Below are 20,498 nucleotides of genomic sequence, written 5' to 3'. Positions count from 1 at the left end.
GGGTTGCGTCCTTAGCGTCGGGCTCTAGAAGTTGCCCTCACGCAGGGTGTCGAGAGCGTACTGAAGGTCAGGGGTGTAGGGGCTTTCGAATTCCACCTGCTCGCCGCTGGTGGGGTGGGTGAAGCCCAGGCGGTGGGCATGCAGCCACTGGCGGGTGAGGCCCAGGTGCGCGCTCATGGTGGGGTCTGCCCCGTAGGTCAGATCTCCCGCGCAGGGGTGGCGTAGGGCAGAGAAATGCACACGAATCTGGTGGGTGCGGCCGGTCTCAAGGTGCACCTCAACCAAGGACGCCGGCCCAAAGGCTTCGAGTACCTCGTAGTGGGTGATGGCCGGCTTGCCGTCCTCGTTGACCGCGAACTTCCACTCGCTGCCGGGGTGGCGGCCGATGGGGGCATCAATAGTGCCCTTGAGGGGGTCGGGTAGCCCCTGCACCAGGGTGTGGTAGACCTTGGTGACGGTTCGGTCCTTGAAGGCATTTTTCATGACCGAGTAGGCTCGCTCGTTCTTGGTCACAACCATCAGGCCCGATGTGCCAACGTCCAGGCGGTGCACAATACCCTGACGCTCAGCAGCACCGCTGGTAGCAATATCGATACCGGCGTGCTTCAGGGACCCGACAACCGTAGGGCCGTGCCAGCCCATCGACGGGTGGGCCGCAACACCGGTGGGCTTATCGACCACCACGATGTCGTCATCCTGGTAGACAATCGAAAAACCGTCCACCTTCTCAGCCTCAATCTGCGTTAAATCACGCGGCGGGGTGCCGGCAGCCTGCACGGTCATTCCCTCAAGCAGTTTGGACGAAGCTTTAGCCTTCACTCCCCTGCCCTTGACATCGAGAAGCTGAACCTCGCCGTCCTTAACCCAGCTACTCACCGTTGTACGCGACTGACCACTCATCTCAGCAAGCAGGGCATCAAGCCGGGTACCGGCTTGGTCGGCTCCCACCACAAATGTCAGTTCAATCTTCTGAGACACTAGACCCCCACCTCGTTCTTCTTGGCCTTTTCGGCTCGTACTTCACGCTGACCGTCCATGCGGTAGCCCAGAAAAGTCAGCAGAACAATCACCGCCATCGATACGCAGATAGCGGCATCGGCAATATTAAAAATTGCAAAATTCGGTACAGAAATATAATCGACCACGTGCCCGATGCCGAAGCCAGGTTCCCGGAAGAGGCGGTCGTGCAGGTTGCCCACAATGCCCCCTGCCAGGGTTGCCAACAGAATAACCCAGGGCAGGGTCTTAGCCCGTACCACCAGGGTCAGCGCGACCAGGGCACCCACTGTTGAAATCAGGGTGAACAGCCAGGTCGCTCCCTCGCCCATAGAGAAAGCGGCACCCGGGTTCAGGTAGTAACGCCACCAGAGCAAGCCGTCGATTACGGTGATGGTCTGCCCCACGGTCATGGTTGTCTCTACCAGGTGCTTGACCCACTGGTCAGCCCCGTACACCAAGGCAAACAGTGCCAGGGCCAACAGGGCCTTAGCTACCCCAGAAATCGTACGAACCGGCACCAAAACTGTGCCCTCCTGCTGGGTTTTAGCCACCGCACTCCCTGCCTTCAAACATCAAAAACTGCACACACCAGCTTATCGCGTTCGGCACCCAGCTGGTACCGCAGGGCAGTATCTTAAACATCTCAGGCGACCCCTCTTATCGATGAGTCGCCTGAGCATATTGAGGCTACCGCCTAAACACTAGGAAAGCCTAGGAGTTGTTGCTGAAAACCCCGTTACGCTGGCCAAACGCGCCAAAGCCCTGGGACTGTGATGCCGCTGCGGCGGGAGCGCCCTCAGCCTTGGGTTCAAGAGCGGGGGTCTCTTCGAGGGTGGTCAGCTGCTTGTTCAGGTAATCGCGCAGGGAGGTGCGGTACTGGTTCTCGAAGGAACGCAGCTTGGCAACAGAAACTTCGAGGTCACTCTTGGTCTTTTCAAGATCACCCAGAACACGGTTGGACTGTTCCTGGGCTTCTGAGACCAGCTGAGCTGCTTCTTCGCGGCCCTCGGTGATGAGGCGTTCACGCTCGCGCTTGCCCTCGAATACATAGTCATCGTGGACCTTCTGGGCCATAGCCAGCAGGCCGGTGGCGCTAGAGGGTGACAGGGTGGGCTCAGCGACGGCAGGAGCTGCGGCTGCCGCAGGGGCAGGGGTAGCAGCTGCAGCGGACTGAGAATCGACTACGATTTCGGCCTCGGCCAGGGCACCGCCCTGCTGCTGGGCAGGAGCCAGTGAAATCTTTGCCTCTGCCTCTTCGAGCTGGCGCTTGAGGCTAGCGTTTTCGGCGTTCAGGCGGCGTAGTTCAATGACGATCTCATCAAGGAAATCGTCAACCTCTTCAGGGTTGTAGCCTTCCTTGAACTTAGTCGGCTGGAAGCGCTTGTTGATTACTTCCTCAGGCGTGAGTGCCACGATCGTTCACCTCTATTTTCTAAAAAATCTTGATGCTTTGGCCCGTAGTGTTCCCGGTGCGCAGTATGTGCTGGAGTCATGCGCATGAAGCTCGAACTTTCAGCGCGCTAAAAGTTCGGGTAGTCCCCTATTTACTACAACACAAAATTACCTGGCGAAGGGGCACCGCGCAACACTATGACCCCAGTTAAGTATGAGCCACTGGTCACGTCACCACTTGAGGGGACAATCCCCAGCCCGCTGGCTGACAAGCTTTATCAGCCACCTGGCACCCCTGCGCGCAGCAGGTATATGCCCGTCCGCTTCTAAACGGAGAGGTTATAGGCCAGGTTGGTGAGCAAGGAATAGACGAACCAGAGAGCCATCAACAGAATCATGAAGCCCACATCCAGGGAGATACCGCCCAGGTTAATGGGTTTAATCAGGCGGCGGGCGGCGTTCATGGGCGGGTCAGTGACCGCATACACAAACGAAGCAACTACCAGCACTAGACCCCTGGGACGCCAGTAGCGGGCAAACATCTGCACCCAGTCGAGCACCAGGCGAATCATGAACACAACAATCAGCAGGTAGGCCGCGATGGCCAGCAGTGCAAAGAAATAGCCCACTGCGGTTTAGGCCTGGTTGAAGGGAGCGACGTCGTCGCTGTCCAGAGCTACCGGAACCTCGGTCCCCTCGGCACCAAGAACCTCAAGGTTAGCGGGGGTCAGCAGGAAGACCTTGTCGGTCACGCGCTCGATGTGGCCGTTCAGGGCAAAAGCTAGGCCGGCAGAGAAGTCAATGAGACGCTTGGCGTCGGTATCGCCCATGTCGGTGACATTCATAATCACGGGAATGTTCTCGCGGAAGGACTCACCGATAATCTTGGCGTCGTTGTAAGAGCGGGGGTGAATGGTGGTGATACGGCGCAATTCTTCGCTGCTTTCGTCGGAGAAGGAGGGGGTCAGGGCGGTTGAGGTATAGCTAGATGCCTGCTGGTGGTTACCGGGGAAGTCCCAGTCGATACTGGTGCTTTCGGCCTGCTCAAGAAGCTGGTCGTCGGCCTCGGCAACAGAAACGCTACCGGTGGTTGCTTCGGGAGCCGGACGGCTACGGGGCGTCTCAGGTGAAATACCCAGAAGGACGTCGCGGTCGGCGGTTGATGAGATATGGGCGCGCCCTTCGGCGGGAGCCAGCTCATCAGGGTAGGCGTCATACTGGTCATCAGCCTCAAAAACGGTCTCTTCGTAGATCGTTTCGGGGCGGCTCTGGGGCCGCTCTGTGCGCTGCGCTTCGTCTTCTACCTGGCCCAGGCCCAGGTAGGCCATTGCCTGGTGTAGTGTGCGAGCCATTCTTACCCTCCCTATGAGTAGCCTGTCCGCCGGTCGACGGGGCGTACAAACCTCTGTTCCTATCAACCTTTTACGGTATCAAAAAGTTGCCTGTCTTTCTCGCAGACAAGCCCAAGGAAAACCTCAGTATTCCCGGTGAATTATGGTCAGCTGCCCTAGAGGGCCGGGCGTGATCCCATAATCGAAGAGCCGATCCGCACCGAGGTAGCTCCCCAGCGTATGGCCTCAGCCAGGTCGTGACTCATACCCGCTGAGATAGTGGTGGCCTCGGGGTAGTGTTCCAGCAGTTGCTGGGAGTAGCCGTGCAGTCTCTCAAAGGCGGCTGCGGCGTCCTGGCCCAGCGGGGCAACCGCCATGAGCCCGCCCAGGGTAAGGCCCGGCAGGGAGCTGATGTGATCGGCGAGGGCTAAAATCTCGGTGGGGCCTGCTCCACCGCGCGCACCCAGGGCAGCCTGCCCGGCGGTGGCTTCAACGGTGGTATCGAGCCCTACCTGGATAAGGCAGCGCAGCCCTCCCTGCGCCAGTGCTACTGGAGCGTCCACCTCACCGTTCTCATAGCGGGCCAGGCGATTGACGTAGGCCTTAGAAAGGGCATCTGCAAGCTGGGGGCGGTCAACCGACTGCACCTCGTGTGCGTACTGCATCACAGACTTAGCCTTGTTGGTCTGCAGCTGGCCGATAAAAGACCAGCGCAGCGGGTCATCGCTGCCCGTGTAGGCGGCCAGCTCACGAGCCTTGCCAGCGGCCTCCTGGTCGCGGTTCTCACCTACAGTGCGTACACCCGCATCGTACAGGGCTGCGGCATCTGAGGCCGGGAAAAACTTAGTAACCACAATCAGCTCGGGCACGGGGGACGAGGCGGTTCGGGCTCCGCTCATATCTTCCGCGGCGTCCTGGATACGGGCCTGCACCTGGGCTAGGCGGTCGCTGAGTTCTGCACGGCGTTCGAGGCTGTAGGTCAGGGTCATATTTCCATTCCTTAGAGCGGGCATCTGGGTTACAGATGGGAGGGGTTAGGCACCTCAGTGGCCAAAGGGCCAGCTTCTACCCAGACCAGGCCAGCAATGCGCCCGGCAGGTTCCTGCCTCTGAGTATGGCCGCGGTGTGAGAAGAGGTGCTCATGTTCAAAGGTACAGGCCGCAAGGTCGCTATGCACGCGGGTTACCTGTGGCAGGGAGGCGAGGACGGCGCGGGCCCCAGCAGGTAGGTCAAGGGCGGGAGTACCCCATGAGGTGCTGGAAGAGACCTGGGGAATTAGCTCAGCAGATTCCTGCCGCATGGCCTCGGGGACCTCGTAGCAGCGTCCGCAAATAGAGGGGCCAACCCAGGCCTGAATGTTCTCGGCCCCCCTCTGCTCCATGGCCTCAACCTGGCGTTGGATTACCCCATCGAGCAGGCCCCGGCGCCCGGCGTGGGCCACGCCTAGGATCGGCTGGCCCGTTACAGCGTGCTCCCCCACAAAGACCAAGGGAATACAGTCAGCCACCATGATGGCCAGGGGCCTGCCCTCACGAGAGACGGCGGCATCTGCGACCGGTGCAATATCGAGAATCTCTTGAGGGCTAAGACCCTTCTCAGTTTCGGCAGTAAGCCGGTCTGAGACATCCGCATCGAAGACCACGGTGCCGTGCACCTGGTTGAGGTAGGTAAAGCCGCAGGACGCCCCTTCCCCCAGCAGCGCTTCTTCAAGGGTCTGCCGGTGAGCCAGGGTCTGGTCAAGGTCATCGCCCACGTGCAGGCCCAGGTTACCGGCAGCAGCCGATGTGAAGGCCACGTTGACCCGGGTGCCGCTTGCTAGAGTTACTAGCCGGTGGGAGAAAAGAGCGTCGGCCATGGGCCTTGCCTACCTTTCGAAAAGAGAGGGAAATGCTGAAGGGGGGTGAAAGCTAGGTCTAGCTTTCACCCCCTCTCAGCCTTTAGACGGGTAATTTTCCGTCTAGGGTGTGGGTCTGAAGTTTTTACTTCAGGAAGTCGGGCACATCGAGGGTGTCACGACGTGCTGACTGGGAGTCCTCAACAACGGGGGGCAGATCAACGTCGAAGCCAGCGTTGGTGGGAACGTCGTTGCCGCCCTTGTTCCAGCTGTTACCTGCTGCGGGTGCTGAGCCAAAACCAGCGCCTGCAGCGGGAGCTGCTGAAGCGCCGCCGAAGTTCTGCTGGGTACGTGCAGCCTGGTTAGCGGCGGGGTTGGTGTTGTTGGAGTTGGTTTCGGGGTTGACCGAGTCAAAGCCTGCGGCAATAACGGTCACACGAGCCTCGTCACCCAGAGCGTCGTCGATGACGGCACCGAAGATGATGTTCGCGTCGGGGTGAGCAACTTCCTGCACCAGGCGGGCAGCTTCGTTGATTTCGAAGAGGCCCAGGTCTGAACCACCCTGGATGGAGAGCAGGACGCCGTGAGCACCGTCGATGGATGCTTCCAGCAGGGGTGAGGCAATAGCCAGTTCGGCTGCCTTGACGGCGCGGTCTTCACCGGAGGCTGAGCCGATACCCATGAGAGCTGAACCTGCGCCCTGCATAACGGACTTGACGTCTGCGAAGTCGAGGTTGATCAGGCCGGGGGTGGTAATCAGGTCGGTGATGCCCTGGACACCGGAGAGCAGAACCTGGTCTGCTGACTTGAAGGCGTCGAGCATGGAGACGTTGCGGTCTGAGATGGAGAGAAGGCGGTCGTTGGGGATAACAATCAGGGTATCAACCTCGTCGCGCAGGGCGGCGATACCGGTCTCGGCCTGGTTGGAACGACGGCGGCCTTCAAAGGTGAAGGGACGGGTAACAACACCGATGGTCAGTGCCCCCAGGGAGCGGGCGATGCGGGCAACAACGGGAGCGCCACCGGTACCGGTGCCACCACCTTCACCTGCGGTTACAAAGACCATGTCGGCACCCTTAAGTACCTCTTCGATTTCCTGTTCGTGGTCTTCTGCTGCCTGACGTCCAACGTCGGGGTTAGCGCCTGCACCCAGGCCGCGGGTCAGTTCGCGACCTACATCGAGCTTGACATCGGCGTCAGACATGAGCAGAGCCTGAGCGTCGGTGTTGATCGCAATGAATTCAACGCCACGCAGACCAACCTCAATCATGCGGTTGACAGCGTTGACGCCACCGCCGCCGATACCGACGACCTTAATGACTGCCAGGTAGTTCTGGGGAGTTGCTGTATCCATGGATTCCCTACTAATTTGTGCCTTGTTTCAAACCAACTCAACCTTAGAGTGAAAGTTGAGATTGGAGTAAACCTATTGTTTCAATCAATGAAAGAGTATCAACTTCACCTTGCAATGTCGCCCTCGTTTCACCCATGACCTTATTTTTCTCAGAAAATATCAAGGTCAAGAAGGAACTTTAGGTAGAAGTTGAAACTATTTTACGGTGGGGACGAGGGGGCTTGAGATATCGTAGGTTTCTACGACCTGCTGGCTACCCACCGAGTCCATAAGCTGAACTAGAACCTTAGCTTTAAGGTCGCTATCCTCCGGGGTTCCCCAAACCACCTGCGTTCCGTCCACCATTTCTAGGGTAATGGTTGATGCAGAGTCGGCCTTAGCCTCAGACACCCGAGACAGAATCGAGGTTGGCAAGGCCGCCAGCACACCGGTTACGGTACTAAAAGCAGCCGATCCCAGAATATCCAGGCCTCCGGCAACCAGCGGAACGCCGGCGCCCTCAACCGAGGCCGCGGTGCCCAGTTGCACTCCCTCATTATCAACCAGCACGAAGCTACCCTCGTTCTCCACCACAGCCACGGGCACCCGCTCATGCAACTGCACCACCAGCTCGTGGGGAGGATTTGCCTGCAGAGTCACCCCGTAGAGCACATTCTCATTGCCGATTAGAGAAGCAACCTCAGACTCGCTAATACGGGTCATGGGAACTCCCTGGAGCTGGCTCAGCTGCTGCTGCACGGTAGCCTCATCCAGCAAAGAAGCACCCTCTACCGTAATCGTCCGGGTAGCCAGCAGGGGCGAGAAGAAAACAACCCCCACAAAAATCAGGGTAGCGAGCACCAGGGCACCTGCCCCGTAGGCCCATTTCTTCCAGCTACCGGCCGCCCGACGTTTGGGTCGCAGCTGCACGGGAGCAGAAGGCAGACTCTGAGGCTCGCTCTGCCGTTCCTCTTCCTGGGCCTGGCGCCACTGGGCGAAACGACTGTGTTCAGAGATATCCACCAGGTTATCGCCAGCCCCTGGTAGCTGGCTTACCTTAGCGGAATTCAGGCGAATACGGGGCTTCTTTTCATCGGTCACTAGAGTGCAGCACCTTCACGGGCAGAAAGCTTCTCTACCAGCACCCGCCCCAGGGCAGTCACGTCACCGGCACCAACCGTCATAATGATATCGCCGGGCAGGGCGGCTGCTACAACAGCGTCAATCGCCTGGTCGATGCTTTCGGCGTAGTGCACCTCGGAGAAACCGGCCTCGGTGATGAGATGGCTGGTTACGCCCTCCATCGGCTTCTCGCGGGCGGGGTAGATATCGAGCACGTAGCTACGGTCAGCCTGAGACAGCGACTCAGCGAACTCGGTAGCGAACTCCTTAGTGCGGGAGAAGAGATGGGGCTGGAAGATGACGTAGAGGTTATGCCCGGCAGCGACCGTACGGCCGGTTTCCAGGGCACGGTGTACCTCGGTGGGGTGATGGGCGTAGTCATCAAAGACCTTGACCCCGGCAGCTTCACCGTGCAGGGTGAAGCGGCGGTCGGTACCCGAGAAGTGGGCCAGCGCCTTCACGGCCTCTTCGGGGCTGGCGCCTGCCAGCAGGGCACAGACAAAGGACGCCGTAGCGTTGAGCTGGTTATGAATACCGGGCACCGGCAGGGTCAGGGTAATCTGCCCCGCGAACTGCTGGCCACCTACGGTGAAGTCCCAGACCAGGTTTGAGGAACAGTCGGTACCCTCGGAGGTAATACCGGTTAGGCGAACCATGGCGCCCTCCCCCTCGCCGTAGGTCACGACCTGAACACCGGCGTCCGCCGCCTTCGCGGCCAAGGTAGCCGCGCCGGCGTCATCCGCGCAGGTGACGAAAACGCCACCGGGAGCCATGGAGGCGATAAAGCGATTGAAAGCCTCAAAGACCCGCTCGTTAGTGCCGTAGAAGTCCAGGTGGTCAGGCTCGGCATTGGTAATAACCGCGATTTCGGGGCGGTAGCGCACAAAGGAGCCGTCGGATTCATCGGCTTCAGCCACGAACCAGGACTCCGGCCCAGACGCCCCCAGGTGGGCATTGGTGTTATAGCCGGCGATGGTAGAGCCGACCGCAAAAGAGGGGTCCAACCCCAGGCCGTCTAGCATCACCGAAATCATGGATGAGGTGGTGGTCTTGCCGTGGGTACCGGCGACCGCAATCACCTTCGAATCCCGCATGGTTGCGGCCAGAGCCTCAGAGCGGTGCAGCACGCGCAGGCCGTGGGCACGGGCGGCAACGAGTTCAGGGTTTTCTTCGCGGATAGCGGTTGAGATGACTACGGTGTCCGCATCCTCGATGTTCTCAGCTGCCTGGGGTACCGACACGCGGGCACCCAGTTCACGCAGGCTATCAACTGCAGCGCTCTCGGCCTGGTCAGACCCGCTCACGGTCATACCGGCGCGCAGCATCAGCCGGGCGATAGCCGACATGCCGGCCCCACCAATACCCACAAAATGCACCCGGCCCAGGTCGGCCAGGGCCGGACGCTCGGGGAAGGGAGGGTTGAGGGGAGCGGGAAGGTCGATTGAAAGATCCATTAGTGAGGTGCTCATGCGCGGGCCGCCTTCAGTACTTCGTCTGCCATGACCTGCGCGGCATCGCGGATGCCGTGCCGGTAGGACTTTTCTGCCATGTCGGTAAGTTTATCGGTGTCTGCTAGCAGGGCCGGTACATTCTGGCGGAACCAGCTAGCGGAGAAATCTGAATCGTCTACCAGCAGGGCTGCCCCGGCAGCCACCAGGGAACGGGCGTTGAGAGCCTGCTCACCGTTGCCGATAGGCAGGGGAACAAAGATAGCCGGTAGGCCCACGGCTGCGACCTCGCTGACGGTTGCCGCACCAGAGCGCACAATCATAAGGTCAGCAGCTGCGTAGACATCTTCCATGGAAGTAATGAACTCAACCTGCTGGTAGCCGGGGGCTGTGCGGGGCTGGCCGGACTCGTCCTTAACCGCCTTGTCACGACCTGTGATGTGCAGCAGCTGGTAGCCAGCCGGGCCAATCTCGTCGATGATTTCGGCAACTGCCCGGTTGAGGCTCAAGGCTCCCAGGGAGCCGCCGGTGACCACCAGGGTGGGCAGGGCCGGATCAAGGCCCAGACGCTCCCGGGCAGCACCCTGTTCAGAGGCGCGGTCGAGATCGGCGATGTTCTTGCGCATGGGCATACCCACAGTGCGAGCACCGGCGATGGGGGTATCGGGGAAGGCAGTAGCCACCAGGGCAGCCTTCTTCGCGCCCACCTTGTTGGCGAGGCCGGGTTTGGCGTTGGCCTCATGAATTACTACGGGCACACCCAGCTTGCGGGCTGCCAGGTACATGGGGGTGCACACGTAACCGCCTACGCCCACCAGCACTTCCGCCCCGGTGTCGGTCAGAATTTTCTCAGCCTGCTTGAGCGAGGCCCGGAACCGGCCGGGAAACTTGAGGGCGTCAAGGTTGGGGCGACGGGGGAAGGGAACCTTCGGGATAAAACTGATGTCGAAGCCTGCTGCCGGTACGAGCCGGGCCTCCATGCTATTTTCGGTGCCGACGGTCATGATGGTGACATCGGGCTCGCGCTCCTGGAGGGCTCGGGCGATAGCCAGCATGGGGTTGATATGCCCGGCTGTGCCTCCGCCTGCCAGCACGACAGTGGGTGCGTGGGTCATCAGGTTTCACTCCCTTGGTGTTCTGTTTCGACCCTTAGTTTACGCGGATTGGGCCACAGGCACACCTTGAGGCCCCTGGTCGTGAGCCACCTTACCCCCTTAGTGTTCCTCGGGGAGCTTGCGGGCTTTGCGGATAGTGCGCAGGCCAGCGGGCAGTTTTTGCTCCTTGGGAGCAGGGGCTTGCGGCTCGGTGGTCTGTGGCTTGGATGCGGTGGTGGGCGCAGCCGGGCGGGCAGTCTGCTGGGGTCGGCCTGCGGTGGTGCGGGTGTGAGCCTGCTGCACGCTGATAGAGGGGCGGGCCCCACTCGCCGAACTAGAGCGTCGAGCCATAGCGGCCTCAGCACTGGCTTCAGCTGACAGGGGGCTTGACCGGCGGACAGTCTGGGCGGACGGACGCGCCGTAGCTGCCGAGGGCCTCACAGTGCGTGCATTCCCCTGGGGACGTTGGGGGGCGGATGCCGCCGGTCGGGCCGGGGAGCGCCCGTCGACGAGAGCGCCCAGGCGGGTGGTGAGTTTTTCTAGGGTCCAGCCGGTGCCCTCCGGGTCTGCGGCGATGATAGCCTGCTCCCGCTCAGCGATACGGGCCAGGGCAAGGCGGCGGGCGGCGTCCTTTTGCATCTTGCTGTTGGCAATACCTGTGCGCTCCCCCACAATTGGGTTGAGCGGGGTCTGGCGGGCAAAGGCGATGAGAATACCGATGCCGGTTAGCGACGACACCAGAGCGGAGCCACCAGCAGAAATAAAGGGCAGGGGCACACCGATGACGGGCATAAGCCCTACCACCATAGCCATGTTGAGCAAGGCCTGACCTGCAATCCAGGTAATGATGCCGATGGTGGCGTAGCGGATAAAGAGGTCAGAGGAGCGCAGCAGGATACGCATAGCGCAGTAGATTAGGGCTGCGTAGAGCAGCAGGACGGCGATAGCACCAATCAGACCCAGTTCTTCACCGACCACCGCGAAAATGTAGTCGTTGTGGGCTTCAGGCAGGTAGTTGTACTTCTGGCGGGACTGGCCCAGGCCCACGCCCCAGAAGCCGCCGGTAGCGAGTGCTGCCAGGCCAGAGTTGGCCTGGTCGCAGGTGGCCTCAACGCAGTCGCGCCAGAAGGCAAAGGTGTTGAAGAGACGCTCGATGCGGTTGGGGCTGATGGCTACCATCATGATGGCGGCCAAGGTGCCCAGGCCCGCACTAATCGTCACTAGCCCGCGGGAGGGGCGGGCTGCCAGGAAGATTGCGCTGAAGAAGAGGGCGTAGATGAGCACCGTGCCCACGTCGTGGCCTGCCAGGATCAGGGTGACAATCAGGCCAAAGCCTAAGAAGGCAGGAACGAGCCCCTTGTAGGCAGTCTGGGCCAGGGTCCCGCGGTCGATGCGCCCCTGACGGGAGTAGACCGAGGCCAGCCAGAGAATCATGATGGGCTTGGCGAACTCTGAAGGCTGGATCGAGAAACCTGCGATGTTGATCCAGTTACGGTTACCGTTGACGGTGGTACCCACAAAAATTACGGCGATGAGCAGCAGGGCTGCGATTCCCAGCAGAGAGTGCACTGCCCAGGGCCGCCGGTACCAGGTGACCGGCACCAGATAGCCCACGAGCACCATTGCAACGAGACCCAGTACCGCAAACATACCCTGGGAGCGGGCCTGGCTGAAGGCACCTGCGCCCGATGAAATCTGCTCCACGCTTGAGGCAGAGAGCACCATCATCACACCAAAGAGGGTGAGCACAGTGGCGGTCACTACCAGCACAATCGGCACGTCGGTCAGCACCATAGCCCCCAGACGTACCTGGGCTTCTTCCCACTTGGCACGCCCTAGCCCCCAGACACGTCGGAAAAAGCCAGGACGCTGCGGTGACCGGGTTTCTGCTGCCAGGCTCATAGTCTTCTCGCTTCTCTTCTCTCGTGGTAGGACGCCCCGCGCCAAAGGTGCGGTTAAAGGTGAGGGAGAGTGGGAAACCAGTGGCTACCGGTTGCCTGCCCTCCACACCGATAGGTTTTAGGAGTTAATTTGGTTGACCAGGTCAGCCACCGCGTCGATGAAGGCGTTTCCGCGCTCTGCGTACGAGGTGAACTGGTCCATTGAGGCTGCTGCGGGAGCCATGAGCACGGTGTCGTTCTGTTCCGAAATCTCGTGGGCCTTGGCAACCGCCAGTTTCATAACGGCTCGTCCGTCGGTGGCATCGGCCAGCAGGGAGCTTTCGCTGATCTTGTAGACCGGCACATCCGGGGCCTGCTCAGCCAGGGCTGATACCAGGGCGGCAGTGCCGGTGCCGATCATGACCACGGCCTTGAGGCGGTCCTTGTGCTCAGCGACCAGCTCATCGTAGGTCACGCCCTTCGAGAGGCCACCGGCTACCCAAATCACGGGGTTGAAGGAGGCCAGCGAAGCATTCGCTGCGTGGGGGTTGGTGGCCTTAGAGTCGTTGACCCAGAGCACCCCGTGGGTGTTGGCCACCAGCTGGATGCGGTGGGCACCGGGCTCGTAGTTCTGCAAGCCTGCCTTGACCTGTTCGGGTTCAATACCGGCTGCGCGGGTCAGGGCAGCGGCAACCAGGGCGTTTTCTACGGTGTGCTTGGTCGGCAGCTGGCCGGTATCTGCAACTTCGGCCACTTCCAGGGCCTGGTTGCGGCGGTCATCGAGGAAGGCCCGGTCAATGAGCAGACCGTCAATCACACCCAGCATGGAAAGACCGGGAGTATCAGCCCAGAAACCGATGGCGCGAGCACCCTCGACGACGTCCGCGTCTTCGACCATCTGTACGATCTCGGGGTAGTTGGCGTTGAAGATGCAGGCTACCTGGGTGTTCTCGTAGATACGGGCTTTATCGGCCAGGTAGTTCTCGTAGCCAGCGTGCCAGTCGACGTGGTCTTCTGCCACGTTCAGCACGACAGAGGCTAAGGGCGACATGGAGTAGGTCCAGTGCAGCTGGAAGCTGGAGAGCTCCACGGCGAAGAAGTCGTAGTCGACGGGGTCACGCAGGGCATCCAGGATGGGGGTGCCGACGTTGCCCACGGCAATGGCCTTGTAGCCTGCGGTCTGCAGGATAGATTCGGTCATGCCCACGGTGGTGGTCTTGCCGTTGGTGCCGGTAATAGCCAGCCAGGGGGCGACCTTTCGTCCTTCGCGCTGGCGCAAGCGCCAGGCTAGCTCTACATCGCCCCAGATTTGAATCTTCTGGGCTACGGCATCGGCCAGAATACCGATGGTGGGGGCAAGTCCGGGTGAGGTGACCACGAGGTCGGCGGGCTGCCCCTCGACCAGGGGAAGGGCGTCCATGGCTCCGGGGCCCAGCACCGAACCGGCGGCGCCCACAATCTTGAGGGTATCTGCCTTGCCGCGGGTGATTTCGTTATCGTTACCGTCCACCACAACTACGCGGGCGCCCAGTTCAATGAGGGTGTCAGCGGCTGAGAAGCCAGAGATACCCAGGCCCGCTACGACCACGCGCAGGCCGCCCCAGTCGGATTCCCAGCTGGTCAGCGCTTCCAGGCGCTCATAGCCGTAGACGGGGTTTGCGTTACTTGCCTTCATTAGAAGACACCTCCGTTGCTCAGTAGCCAGTCACCGTAGAAGATCCCCAGGGCGATGGCCACAAACAGGCCTGCTAGGATCCAGAAGCGGATGACCACGTTGACCTCGGTCCAGCCCTTGAGCTCAAAGTGGTGCTGCAGGGGGGCCATGCGGAAGATGCGCTTACCGCCGCTCATCTTGAAGTAGCCCACCTGCAGGATGACAGAGATGGCAATCATGACGAAGAGGCCGGCAATGATGGGGAGCAACATCTGGGTGCGGGTGATGATAGCGAAAGCAGCTAACGCACCGCCCAGGCCCAGGGAACCGGTATCACCCATGAAGATGGTGGCCGGTGAGGTGTTCCACCAAAGGAAGCCGATCAGGGCGCCAATCAGGGAGGCAGCCAGCATAGCCATCTGCCCTGAATCGGGTACCTCGTAGCAGACGTTATCGAGGGAGCCGGGAGCGCACAGGTGCTGCTGCTGCCACATAGAAATCAGCAGGTAGCCGCTGAAAACCATGATGGCCGCACCGGTTGCCAGACCGTCCAGGCCGTCGGTGAGGTTTACCGCGTTGGTGGTGGCGGTAGCAATCAGGTTGGCCCAGATGATGAAGAGGATAATACCCACCACAGGCCCGGCAAAGGCCAAATCGAGCCAGGAGATATCGCGGGTGAAGGAGAGGTTGAAGGAGGCAGGTGACCAGCCGCGTTCGTCCTTAATCAGTAGGGCGCCCACAGCAAAGAGGGTACCAATCAGCCCCTGGAGCACAATCTTGCCCTTGGGGGTCAGGCCCTCGCTCTGCTTCTTCCAAATCTTCTGGAAGTCATCGATGAAGCCAACGCCCGCCATGCCCAGCATGAGGAACATTGCCAGCAGTACCGAGGCTGACGGGGCCAGGGTGGTGCCGGTGAGCAGGGCTGAGAGACCCAGCGCCAGGAAGAAGCCGAGGACGGTTGCTGCCATCATCATGACGCCGCCCATGGTGGGGGTGCCCCGCTTGGTCTGGTGTGAGGTGGGGCCGTCTTCGCGAATGAACTGGCCGAACTGCTGCTTCACCAACCATTTGGTGTAGAGCGGGGTTCCGGCGATCGAGATGATCAGGCCGAAAGCGGCAGCCAACAGGATGGAAATCATGTGGTGTCTGTGCCTTCCCGGTTATGAGTTATCTGTAGTCTTGGCGGCAGCATCGGGCTGGGCGCCACTGTCTGAGTTTAGTGCCTGAACAAAGTCACCGGCGCTTAACCAGGGCTGTGATTGCCCACTATCACCTTCATGGTGGGTGAGGTTGCCCTCATAGTCAGCAACTTTTTGGCCGAGAAGGCCCAGGCCAGCCCCGTTTGAGGACTTGAAGAGGACGATATCGCCCGGCTCTAGGGCGCCGCGCAGGACTTCGAAGGCTTCCTCGGTGTTGGCAACCCAGGTCGCCTCATTGCCCCAGGAGCCTTCCAGGTGGGCGGTGTTGTAGATGGGCTTGGCGATATCGCCTACGGCGATGAGCTTAGAAATGTTGAGGCGTACTGCCAGCTGGCCGATGCGGTCATGTTCGGTCAGGGTCTGGTCGCCCAGTTCCAGCATGGCACCGAGCACGGCCCAGGTTCGGTTGGTGGAGGGCAGACGGCCCAGCTGGGCAAGGGTCTGCAGGGCAGCGGTCATGGACTCGGGGTTGGCGTTGTAGGCATCGTTAATGACGGTCACGCCGTCGGCCCTGTCGGTACGCTGCATACGCCACTTGGAGGCTGCCCCAGCGGTGTTGAGCTGCTGGGCAATGCGGGCGGGAGCAATTCCTACCTGGTAGGCAACGGTGGCTGCCGCCAGAAGGTTGTGGACGTGGTGTTCGCCAATGAGCTGGGAGCTAATGTCGTAGGCCTGCCCGTCGGGGAAGGTCAGGGTGAAGGCGGGTTTACCTTCATCGGTGGTGGTGAGTTTGGACGCGGTGATGCGGTTTTCTGCCACGCCGGGGTTAGCGGTGTGGGTCAGCTCCGCTTCGCGCCCCTCAACGCCGAAGTAGGTGACGGGGGTGGACGCCCGGTTCAGCATACGGCGCACCCGGTAGTCGTCGATGTTCAGGCTCAGGCCCAGGCGGACGCCCTCTGCCATCTCGCCCTTGGTCGCTTCGATGTTATCGACGCCACCGAACTCACCGGCGTGGGCGGTGCCCACCTTGAGCACAACCCCGTAGTCCGGGGAAATCATGTCGGTCAGGTACTTGATGTTGCCTACCCGGTCAGCGCCCATCTCAATGACCAGATATTTGGTGTCTTCTTCGGCCCGGAAAACGGTCAGCGGCACTCCGACTTCACCGTTGAAGGAGCCGATGGGGGCTACGGTCTTGCCCTCAGCGCCAAAGATGGCTGCCAGTAGATCCTTGGTGGTGGTCTTACCCGCAGAACCGGTAATACCCACGACCGTCACGTCGCCGCACTCACGCAGGCGGGCCACGATGTAGGCGGCCAGACGGCCCATAGCCAGCACAACGTCGTCCACCAGAATAGAGGGGTAGGGCTTACCGGCGGCGTCCTGAACCTCACGTTCAACAAGAGCTAGAGAAGCCCCCTGCTCGAAGGCAGAAGGTAGGAAGTTATGGCCGTCCGTTACCTCACCGGGCTTAGCGATAAAGAGGCAGCCGGGGCCGACCTCACGGGAGTCAGTGGTAGCAGAAGTACAGGTCAGGGCAGAAGCACCGGCGGAGTCTAGGCCCAGCAGGGTACCCGCTACAGCTTCTTCAATCTCAAGCACTGAAAGTTCAATCATAGGTTTACCTTTAGGTTACTTCTGGTGGTTCTGGTAGGCCGGGAGCACACTAAAGCCGGCAGCATGAAGGGCGCGGGCGGTCTCTACCCGGTCGTCAAGGTCGATATCGGTACCGGCAACGTCCTGGGCTACCTCGTGGCCGCGGCCAGCGACCAGAATCGAGTCCTTGGGGCCGGCCAGGGCGATAGCTTCGTCAATGGCAGCGGCACGGGGCTCGATGTTAAGCACCCGGTGGGCGCGGGCACCGGCTTCAAGAGCCGCAAGAGCACCGGCCTCAACAGCCTCGCGGATGGGGGCAGGGTCTTCGCCGTGGGGGTCATCGTCGGTGACCACTACGATATCGGCGTAGGTGGCCGCAATTTTGCCCATGAGGGGGCGCTTGGTCTGGTCGCGTTCACCGGTTGCACCGAAAACGATAATGACTTTGCCGTCCCTATCTGCCGGCTCGATTGCTTCAAGCGCACGTTTCAGGGCATCGGGGTTGTGGGCGAAGTCCACCAGGGCGGTGGGTTCGGTAGAAATCAGCTGCATGCGGCCGGGGACAACGGGGGTCAGGGTCTCGGTGCGAGCCAGCGCTTCGGTAATGCGGTCGCGCTCTAGCCCGTCGCGGGCGCTCTCAAAGACCATCACGGCAGCTAAGGCAGCGTTCGAGACATTGAAGTCTGCCGGGAGTAAGGTGGCGCTGGGCAATTCAAAACCGTCGCCACGGCGCAGGGTAAAGGAGTGGCCAATACCGGAGCGCTCTACCTGCACCAGAGCCCAATCCTGGGCAGCAAGGGAGGTGAGAGCGTCCGCCCCCGGCTCATAGCCAGCACCAAAGTTGGTGAAGAGGCGCACCACCGCGCGGGCCCCCAGAGCCTGGACAGCGCGCTCTGCCATGGCAAGACCCCAGCGGTCGTCGGCGGTGATGACGGCGCGACGGGTACGGGCCGGAGTGAAGAGCTCAGCCTTGGAGTCGAAGTAGCTCTCCATGGTGCCGTGCAGGTCCAGGTGGTCCTGGGTCAGGTTGGTAAAGCCCGCAACGTCGTAGCGGATGCCATCAACCCGGCGGTAGTCCAGGGCATGCGAAGAAACTTCCATCGCTGCGCTGGTAATACCCTGCTCGCGCATGAGAGCGATCAGGGAGTGAACATGGGGGGACTCGGGGGTGGTGAGCTTGGAGGGAATAGCCTGGCCACCTGCAAGAATCTCAATAGTTCCAATCAGGCCGGTGGTGTGGCCCAGGGCCTGCATGATCGAGTTGGTCATGTAGGTGGTGGTGGTCTTGCCGTTGGTGCCGGTCACCGCAAGGAGACGGGGCGCTCCCCCGCTGCTGGGCTGGGAGGCGTAGATGCGGGCAGAGAGCGGCCCCACAGCGGCCCGTACCTGGTCGGTGGTTACAAGACCCAGCCCCTCTGGGAGCCCCAGCTCGCGCACAATCTCAAGGCCCGCTTCATCGGTCAGCAGGGCGGACGCTCCCAGCTCAACAGCTGCGGGCAGGAAGGTAGCCCCGTGCACCTTAGCTCCGCCCAGGGCAACGTAGAGGTCGCCGGGCTGCACCTCGCGAGAGTCCATGGTGATACCCGTGATGGGGCGGGCGGACGCCTGCACCAGCTGGGCCTCTAGGCCCACCTCGGCCAGCCAGTCGGCAACCTCAGCGCAGGTGCGCTCGGTAACCTGGCGGGGGCGCAGCGTCTGGGCGCTGCCCTCAAGTGCTCGGTTTTCTGTCACGGGCTTTCCCTCCAATGGGCGGTCTAAGTCAAGGTGCGCTGTGCGGCGCGAGTGCTAATAGGGTCTACTTTAGCCGTTTTCGTCGTGGCCCTCAGCGAACTTAGGGGTCTCTTGCGGCTCGGTAGTGGAGCGCGGCACATTGTAGATGTGCAGAGTTTTCTCCATAATCTCCGCAAACTGGGCCGTAGTGTTGGCCAGGCCGACAGCAGAGGCTGTGGTTGTGGGGCGGTGCATGGTCACCGAGACCAGGAAGCGAGGGTTCTCGGTAGGAGCGACCCCCACAAAAGAGGTGGTCCAGCCGTCATAGGTGCTAGAACCTTCGCCCACGTTTTCTGCGGTACCGGTCTTACCGGCAACCCGGTAGCCATTAATCTGGGCCCCCTTAGCGCCACCCTGGTAAACCACAGCTTCCATCACCTGCAAGGTCTTACGGGCTGTTTCCTCACTCACCATGCGGGTGCCTTCAGCGACCTCGCGGACTTCCTCGGTGCCGTCCGTATCAATCACAGCGTCAATAATTCGGGGCTTGAGCATAACCCCCTTATTCGCCATAGCCTGGAAAATCATGGAAGTCTGCAGGGCCGACTGGGCAACACCCTGACCAAAGAGAACCGTGTACTGCTGGCGGATATCCCAGTCTCGCCAGTCGCTGACCAGGCCTTGGGACTCACCGGTCAGCTCAATACCGGTGAACTCCCCCATGCCAAACTTCTTAAGCCAGTTGTAGCGCTGCTCCTTGGTGAGCTTACTGCCCATCATGACGGTACCGGTGTTCATCGAGTCAGCAATAATACCGGCAACGGTACGCTTCTGGGCAGGGTGCACGAAAGGGTCGGTGATGGTCTGCTGGTCAATTTCGAGCTCAGCAGGCACATCGTAGACGGTCTCAGGTTCGGCAATGCCCTCTTCAAAGACGGCAGCAGTGGTCAAAATCTTCTCGGTAGAGCCAGGCTCAAAGACCTGGGTGATAGCACGGGGAATCATATCGGCCAGCTCAAACCGCTCCGCACCGGGGTCCATGGTCGAAGAATCTGCCAGGGCCAGAATTGAGCCGTCACGCACGTCCATCACAATGGCCGTACCCCACTCAGCCTTCAACTCCTCAGCACGGGCCTTGACCACCTGCTGGGCAAAGTACTGCACGTCCTGGTTGATGGTCAGGCGCACGCTCTTACCGTCCTGGGCAGGGGTATTCTGCTCATCACCAATAGGGATACGGATGCCGTCGGCTGAAATTTCGTAGATACGTTCACCGTCAATACCGGCCAGGTGCTCCCCCATAGTGCGTTCGATACCCACCGAGTTATTCACCTGGCGGGTCTCACCGCTGGTACCGTCCACGGCTTCTTCAATAATGCTAAAGCGGCCCACCACCGAGCCACCCACCTGGCCGTTAGGGTACTTACGGTCAGACAGAATCTCACCGTAGATATAGGGAGCGCCCAGGGCATCTACCTTGTTATAGATCGCAGGAGTGACGTTCTCCTTCACGATCTTGTATTTGAGGTCGCCATCGAGCGCCGCCTTCACATCGGCGTCACTCATTTCAAGAATATCGGCCAGCTCATACACCAGCTCGGTGGGGGTCACCTCAACCGGGTCACGACTTTCCTCGGTGTAGCGTTTAAAGTTCGCCACGGCAGACTGGTCAACGGTGATGTTGTAGCGCTGCACACTGCGCGCCAGCACGTTGCCGTTGATATCGAGAATCTCCCCGCGCAGGGCCGGGATAGTCTGCTTACGGGTACGCTGGGCCTTCGCAGCGTCGGCTAGACCGTTCGGGTCAAGACCCTGCAACCAGGCAAGGCGCAGACCCACGACGCCCAGGCCACCGATACCCAGGGTACCCGCGATAAAGCCGCGCCGCCCAACGGTGCGTTTGATGCCCTGTACGGGTTCGTTCTGCTCAGTGCCGCTCATCGTCCCCTATTTCTCTTCCGCTGTG

17 protein-coding genes are annotated in these 20,498 nt (G+C 60.8%); all 17 read right to left on the bottom strand.

Annotation, left to right across the window (positions count from 1 at the left end; all coding sequences use genetic code 11):
* Positions 1–24 precede the first annotated feature (24 nt).
* The 17 genes from VSX42_RS00410 to VSX42_RS00330 all read right to left on the bottom strand — a co-directional run bounded on the left by VSX42_RS00410 (position 25) and on the right by VSX42_RS00330 (position 20,473).
* Complete coding sequence (locus VSX42_RS00410) at positions 25–978, bottom strand: RluA family pseudouridine synthase (protein WP_326502466.1); 954 nt, start codon at positions 976–978, stop codon at positions 25–27.
* Positions 978–1,550 (bottom strand): signal peptidase II, encoded by a 573-nt coding sequence (lspA, locus tag VSX42_RS00405; RefSeq protein WP_326502465.1) that lies wholly within the window; start codon positions 1,548–1,550, stop codon positions 978–980. The genes VSX42_RS00410 and lspA overlap by 1 nt, the downstream gene beginning before the upstream one ends.
* A 160-nt stretch (positions 1,551–1,710) precedes the next feature.
* Positions 1,711–2,412, bottom strand: a complete 702-nt coding sequence (locus VSX42_RS00400; RefSeq protein ID WP_326502464.1) for a DivIVA domain-containing protein — start codon at positions 2,410–2,412, stop codon at positions 1,711–1,713.
* A gap of 305 nt (positions 2,413–2,717) precedes the next feature.
* A complete protein-coding gene (locus VSX42_RS00395) occupies positions 2,718–3,020 on the bottom strand; it encodes a YggT family protein (protein ID WP_326502463.1) in 303 nt (100 codons plus the stop codon).
* Positions 3,021–3,026: 6 nt separating this feature from the next.
* Complete coding sequence (locus VSX42_RS00390) at positions 3,027–3,743, bottom strand: cell division protein SepF (RefSeq protein WP_326502462.1); 717 nt, start codon at positions 3,741–3,743, stop codon at positions 3,027–3,029.
* Positions 3,744–3,898: 155 nt separating this feature from the next.
* A complete protein-coding gene (locus VSX42_RS00385; RefSeq protein WP_326502461.1) occupies positions 3,899–4,711 on the bottom strand; it encodes a YggS family pyridoxal phosphate-dependent enzyme in 813 nt (270 codons plus the stop codon).
* Positions 4,712–4,740: 29 nt separating this feature from the next.
* The gene (locus tag VSX42_RS00380) at positions 4,741–5,577 is read right to left on the bottom strand and encodes a polyphenol oxidase family protein (RefSeq protein WP_326502460.1); all 837 of its coding nucleotides are present in this window, start codon (positions 5,575–5,577) and stop codon (positions 4,741–4,743) included.
* A 124-nt stretch (positions 5,578–5,701) separates the two neighbouring features.
* Complete coding sequence (ftsZ, locus tag VSX42_RS00375; RefSeq protein ID WP_237185432.1) at positions 5,702–6,910, bottom strand: cell division protein FtsZ; 1,209 nt, start codon at positions 6,908–6,910, stop codon at positions 5,702–5,704.
* 195 nt (positions 6,911–7,105) lie between these two features.
* On the bottom strand, positions 7,106–7,990 hold the full coding sequence (locus tag VSX42_RS00370; protein ID WP_326502459.1) for a cell division protein FtsQ/DivIB: 885 nt from the start codon (positions 7,988–7,990) through the stop codon (positions 7,106–7,108).
* Entirely contained in the window at positions 7,990–9,480 is a 1,491-nt protein-coding gene (murC, locus tag VSX42_RS00365) for a UDP-N-acetylmuramate--L-alanine ligase (RefSeq protein WP_326502458.1), read from the bottom strand. The genes VSX42_RS00370 and murC overlap by 1 nt, the downstream gene beginning before the upstream one ends.
* Positions 9,477–10,574, bottom strand: coding sequence for an undecaprenyldiphospho-muramoylpentapeptide beta-N-acetylglucosaminyltransferase (gene murG, locus VSX42_RS00360; RefSeq protein WP_326502457.1), 1,098 nt, complete (start codon positions 10,572–10,574; stop codon positions 9,477–9,479). The genes murC and murG overlap by 4 nt, the downstream gene beginning before the upstream one ends.
* Positions 10,575–10,673: 99 nt before the next feature.
* Complete coding sequence (locus VSX42_RS00355; RefSeq protein WP_326502456.1) at positions 10,674–12,455, bottom strand: FtsW/RodA/SpoVE family cell cycle protein; 1,782 nt, start codon at positions 12,453–12,455, stop codon at positions 10,674–10,676.
* 117 nt (positions 12,456–12,572) lie between these two features.
* Positions 12,573–14,108, bottom strand: coding sequence for a UDP-N-acetylmuramoyl-L-alanine--D-glutamate ligase (gene murD / locus VSX42_RS00350; RefSeq protein ID WP_326502455.1), 1,536 nt, complete (start codon positions 14,106–14,108; stop codon positions 12,573–12,575).
* Complete coding sequence (gene mraY, locus VSX42_RS00345) at positions 14,108–15,226, bottom strand: phospho-N-acetylmuramoyl-pentapeptide-transferase (protein WP_326502454.1); 1,119 nt, start codon at positions 15,224–15,226, stop codon at positions 14,108–14,110. Before mraY ends, murD begins: the two co-directional genes overlap by 1 nt.
* Before the next feature lie 21 nt (positions 15,227–15,247).
* Entirely contained in the window at positions 15,248–16,843 is a 1,596-nt protein-coding gene (locus VSX42_RS00340; protein WP_326502453.1) for a UDP-N-acetylmuramoyl-tripeptide--D-alanyl-D-alanine ligase, read from the bottom strand.
* Positions 16,844–16,858: 15 nt separating this feature from the next.
* A complete protein-coding gene (locus VSX42_RS00335; RefSeq protein ID WP_326502452.1) occupies positions 16,859–18,553 on the bottom strand; it encodes a UDP-N-acetylmuramoyl-L-alanyl-D-glutamate--2,6-diaminopimelate ligase in 1,695 nt (564 codons plus the stop codon).
* A gap of 69 nt (positions 18,554–18,622) precedes the next feature.
* Complete coding sequence (locus VSX42_RS00330; RefSeq protein ID WP_326502451.1) at positions 18,623–20,473, bottom strand: penicillin-binding protein 2; 1,851 nt, start codon at positions 20,471–20,473, stop codon at positions 18,623–18,625.
* Positions 20,474–20,498: the final 25 nt, after the last annotated feature.

It is taken from the genome of Rothia nasimurium, assembly GCF_035916755.1.
Classification (GTDB): Bacteria; Actinomycetota; Actinomycetes; order Actinomycetales; family Micrococcaceae; genus Rothia.
The sequence above is the reverse complement of the archived record's forward strand: the minus strand, read 5'-3'. Positions and strand labels throughout refer to the sequence as shown.

Excerpts from the sequence above, each read along its gene's own strand:
- ftsZ (WP_237185432.1), bottom strand. The coding sequence starts at position 6,910 with ATGGATACAGCAACTCCCCAGAACTACCTGGCAGTCATTAAGGTCGTC.
- murC (WP_326502458.1), bottom strand. The coding sequence starts at position 9,480 with ATGAGCACCTCACTAATGGATCTTTCAATCGACCTTCCCGCTCCCCTC.
- VSX42_RS00330 (WP_326502451.1), bottom strand. The coding sequence starts at position 20,473 with ATGAGCGGCACTGAGCAGAACGAACCCGTACAGGGCATCAAACGCACC.
- VSX42_RS00340 (WP_326502453.1), bottom strand. The coding sequence starts at position 16,843 with ATGATTGAACTTTCAGTGCTTGAGATTGAAGAAGCTGTAGCGGGTACC.
- VSX42_RS00380 (WP_326502460.1), bottom strand. The coding sequence starts at position 5,577 with ATGGCCGACGCTCTTTTCTCCCACCGGCTAGTAACTCTAGCAAGCGGC.
- VSX42_RS00385 (WP_326502461.1), bottom strand. The coding sequence starts at position 4,711 with ATGACCCTGACCTACAGCCTCGAACGCCGTGCAGAACTCAGCGACCGC.
- mraY (WP_326502454.1), bottom strand. The coding sequence starts at position 15,226 with ATGATTTCCATCCTGTTGGCTGCCGCTTTCGGCCTGATCATCTCGATC.
- VSX42_RS00355 (WP_326502456.1), bottom strand. The coding sequence starts at position 12,455 with ATGAGCCTGGCAGCAGAAACCCGGTCACCGCAGCGTCCTGGCTTTTTC.
- murG (WP_326502457.1), bottom strand. The coding sequence starts at position 10,574 with ATGACCCACGCACCCACTGTCGTGCTGGCAGGCGGAGGCACAGCCGGG.
- murD (WP_326502455.1), bottom strand. The coding sequence starts at position 14,108 with ATGAAGGCAAGTAACGCAAACCCCGTCTACGGCTATGAGCGCCTGGAA.
- VSX42_RS00390 (WP_326502462.1), bottom strand. The coding sequence starts at position 3,743 with ATGGCTCGCACACTACACCAGGCAATGGCCTACCTGGGCCTGGGCCAG.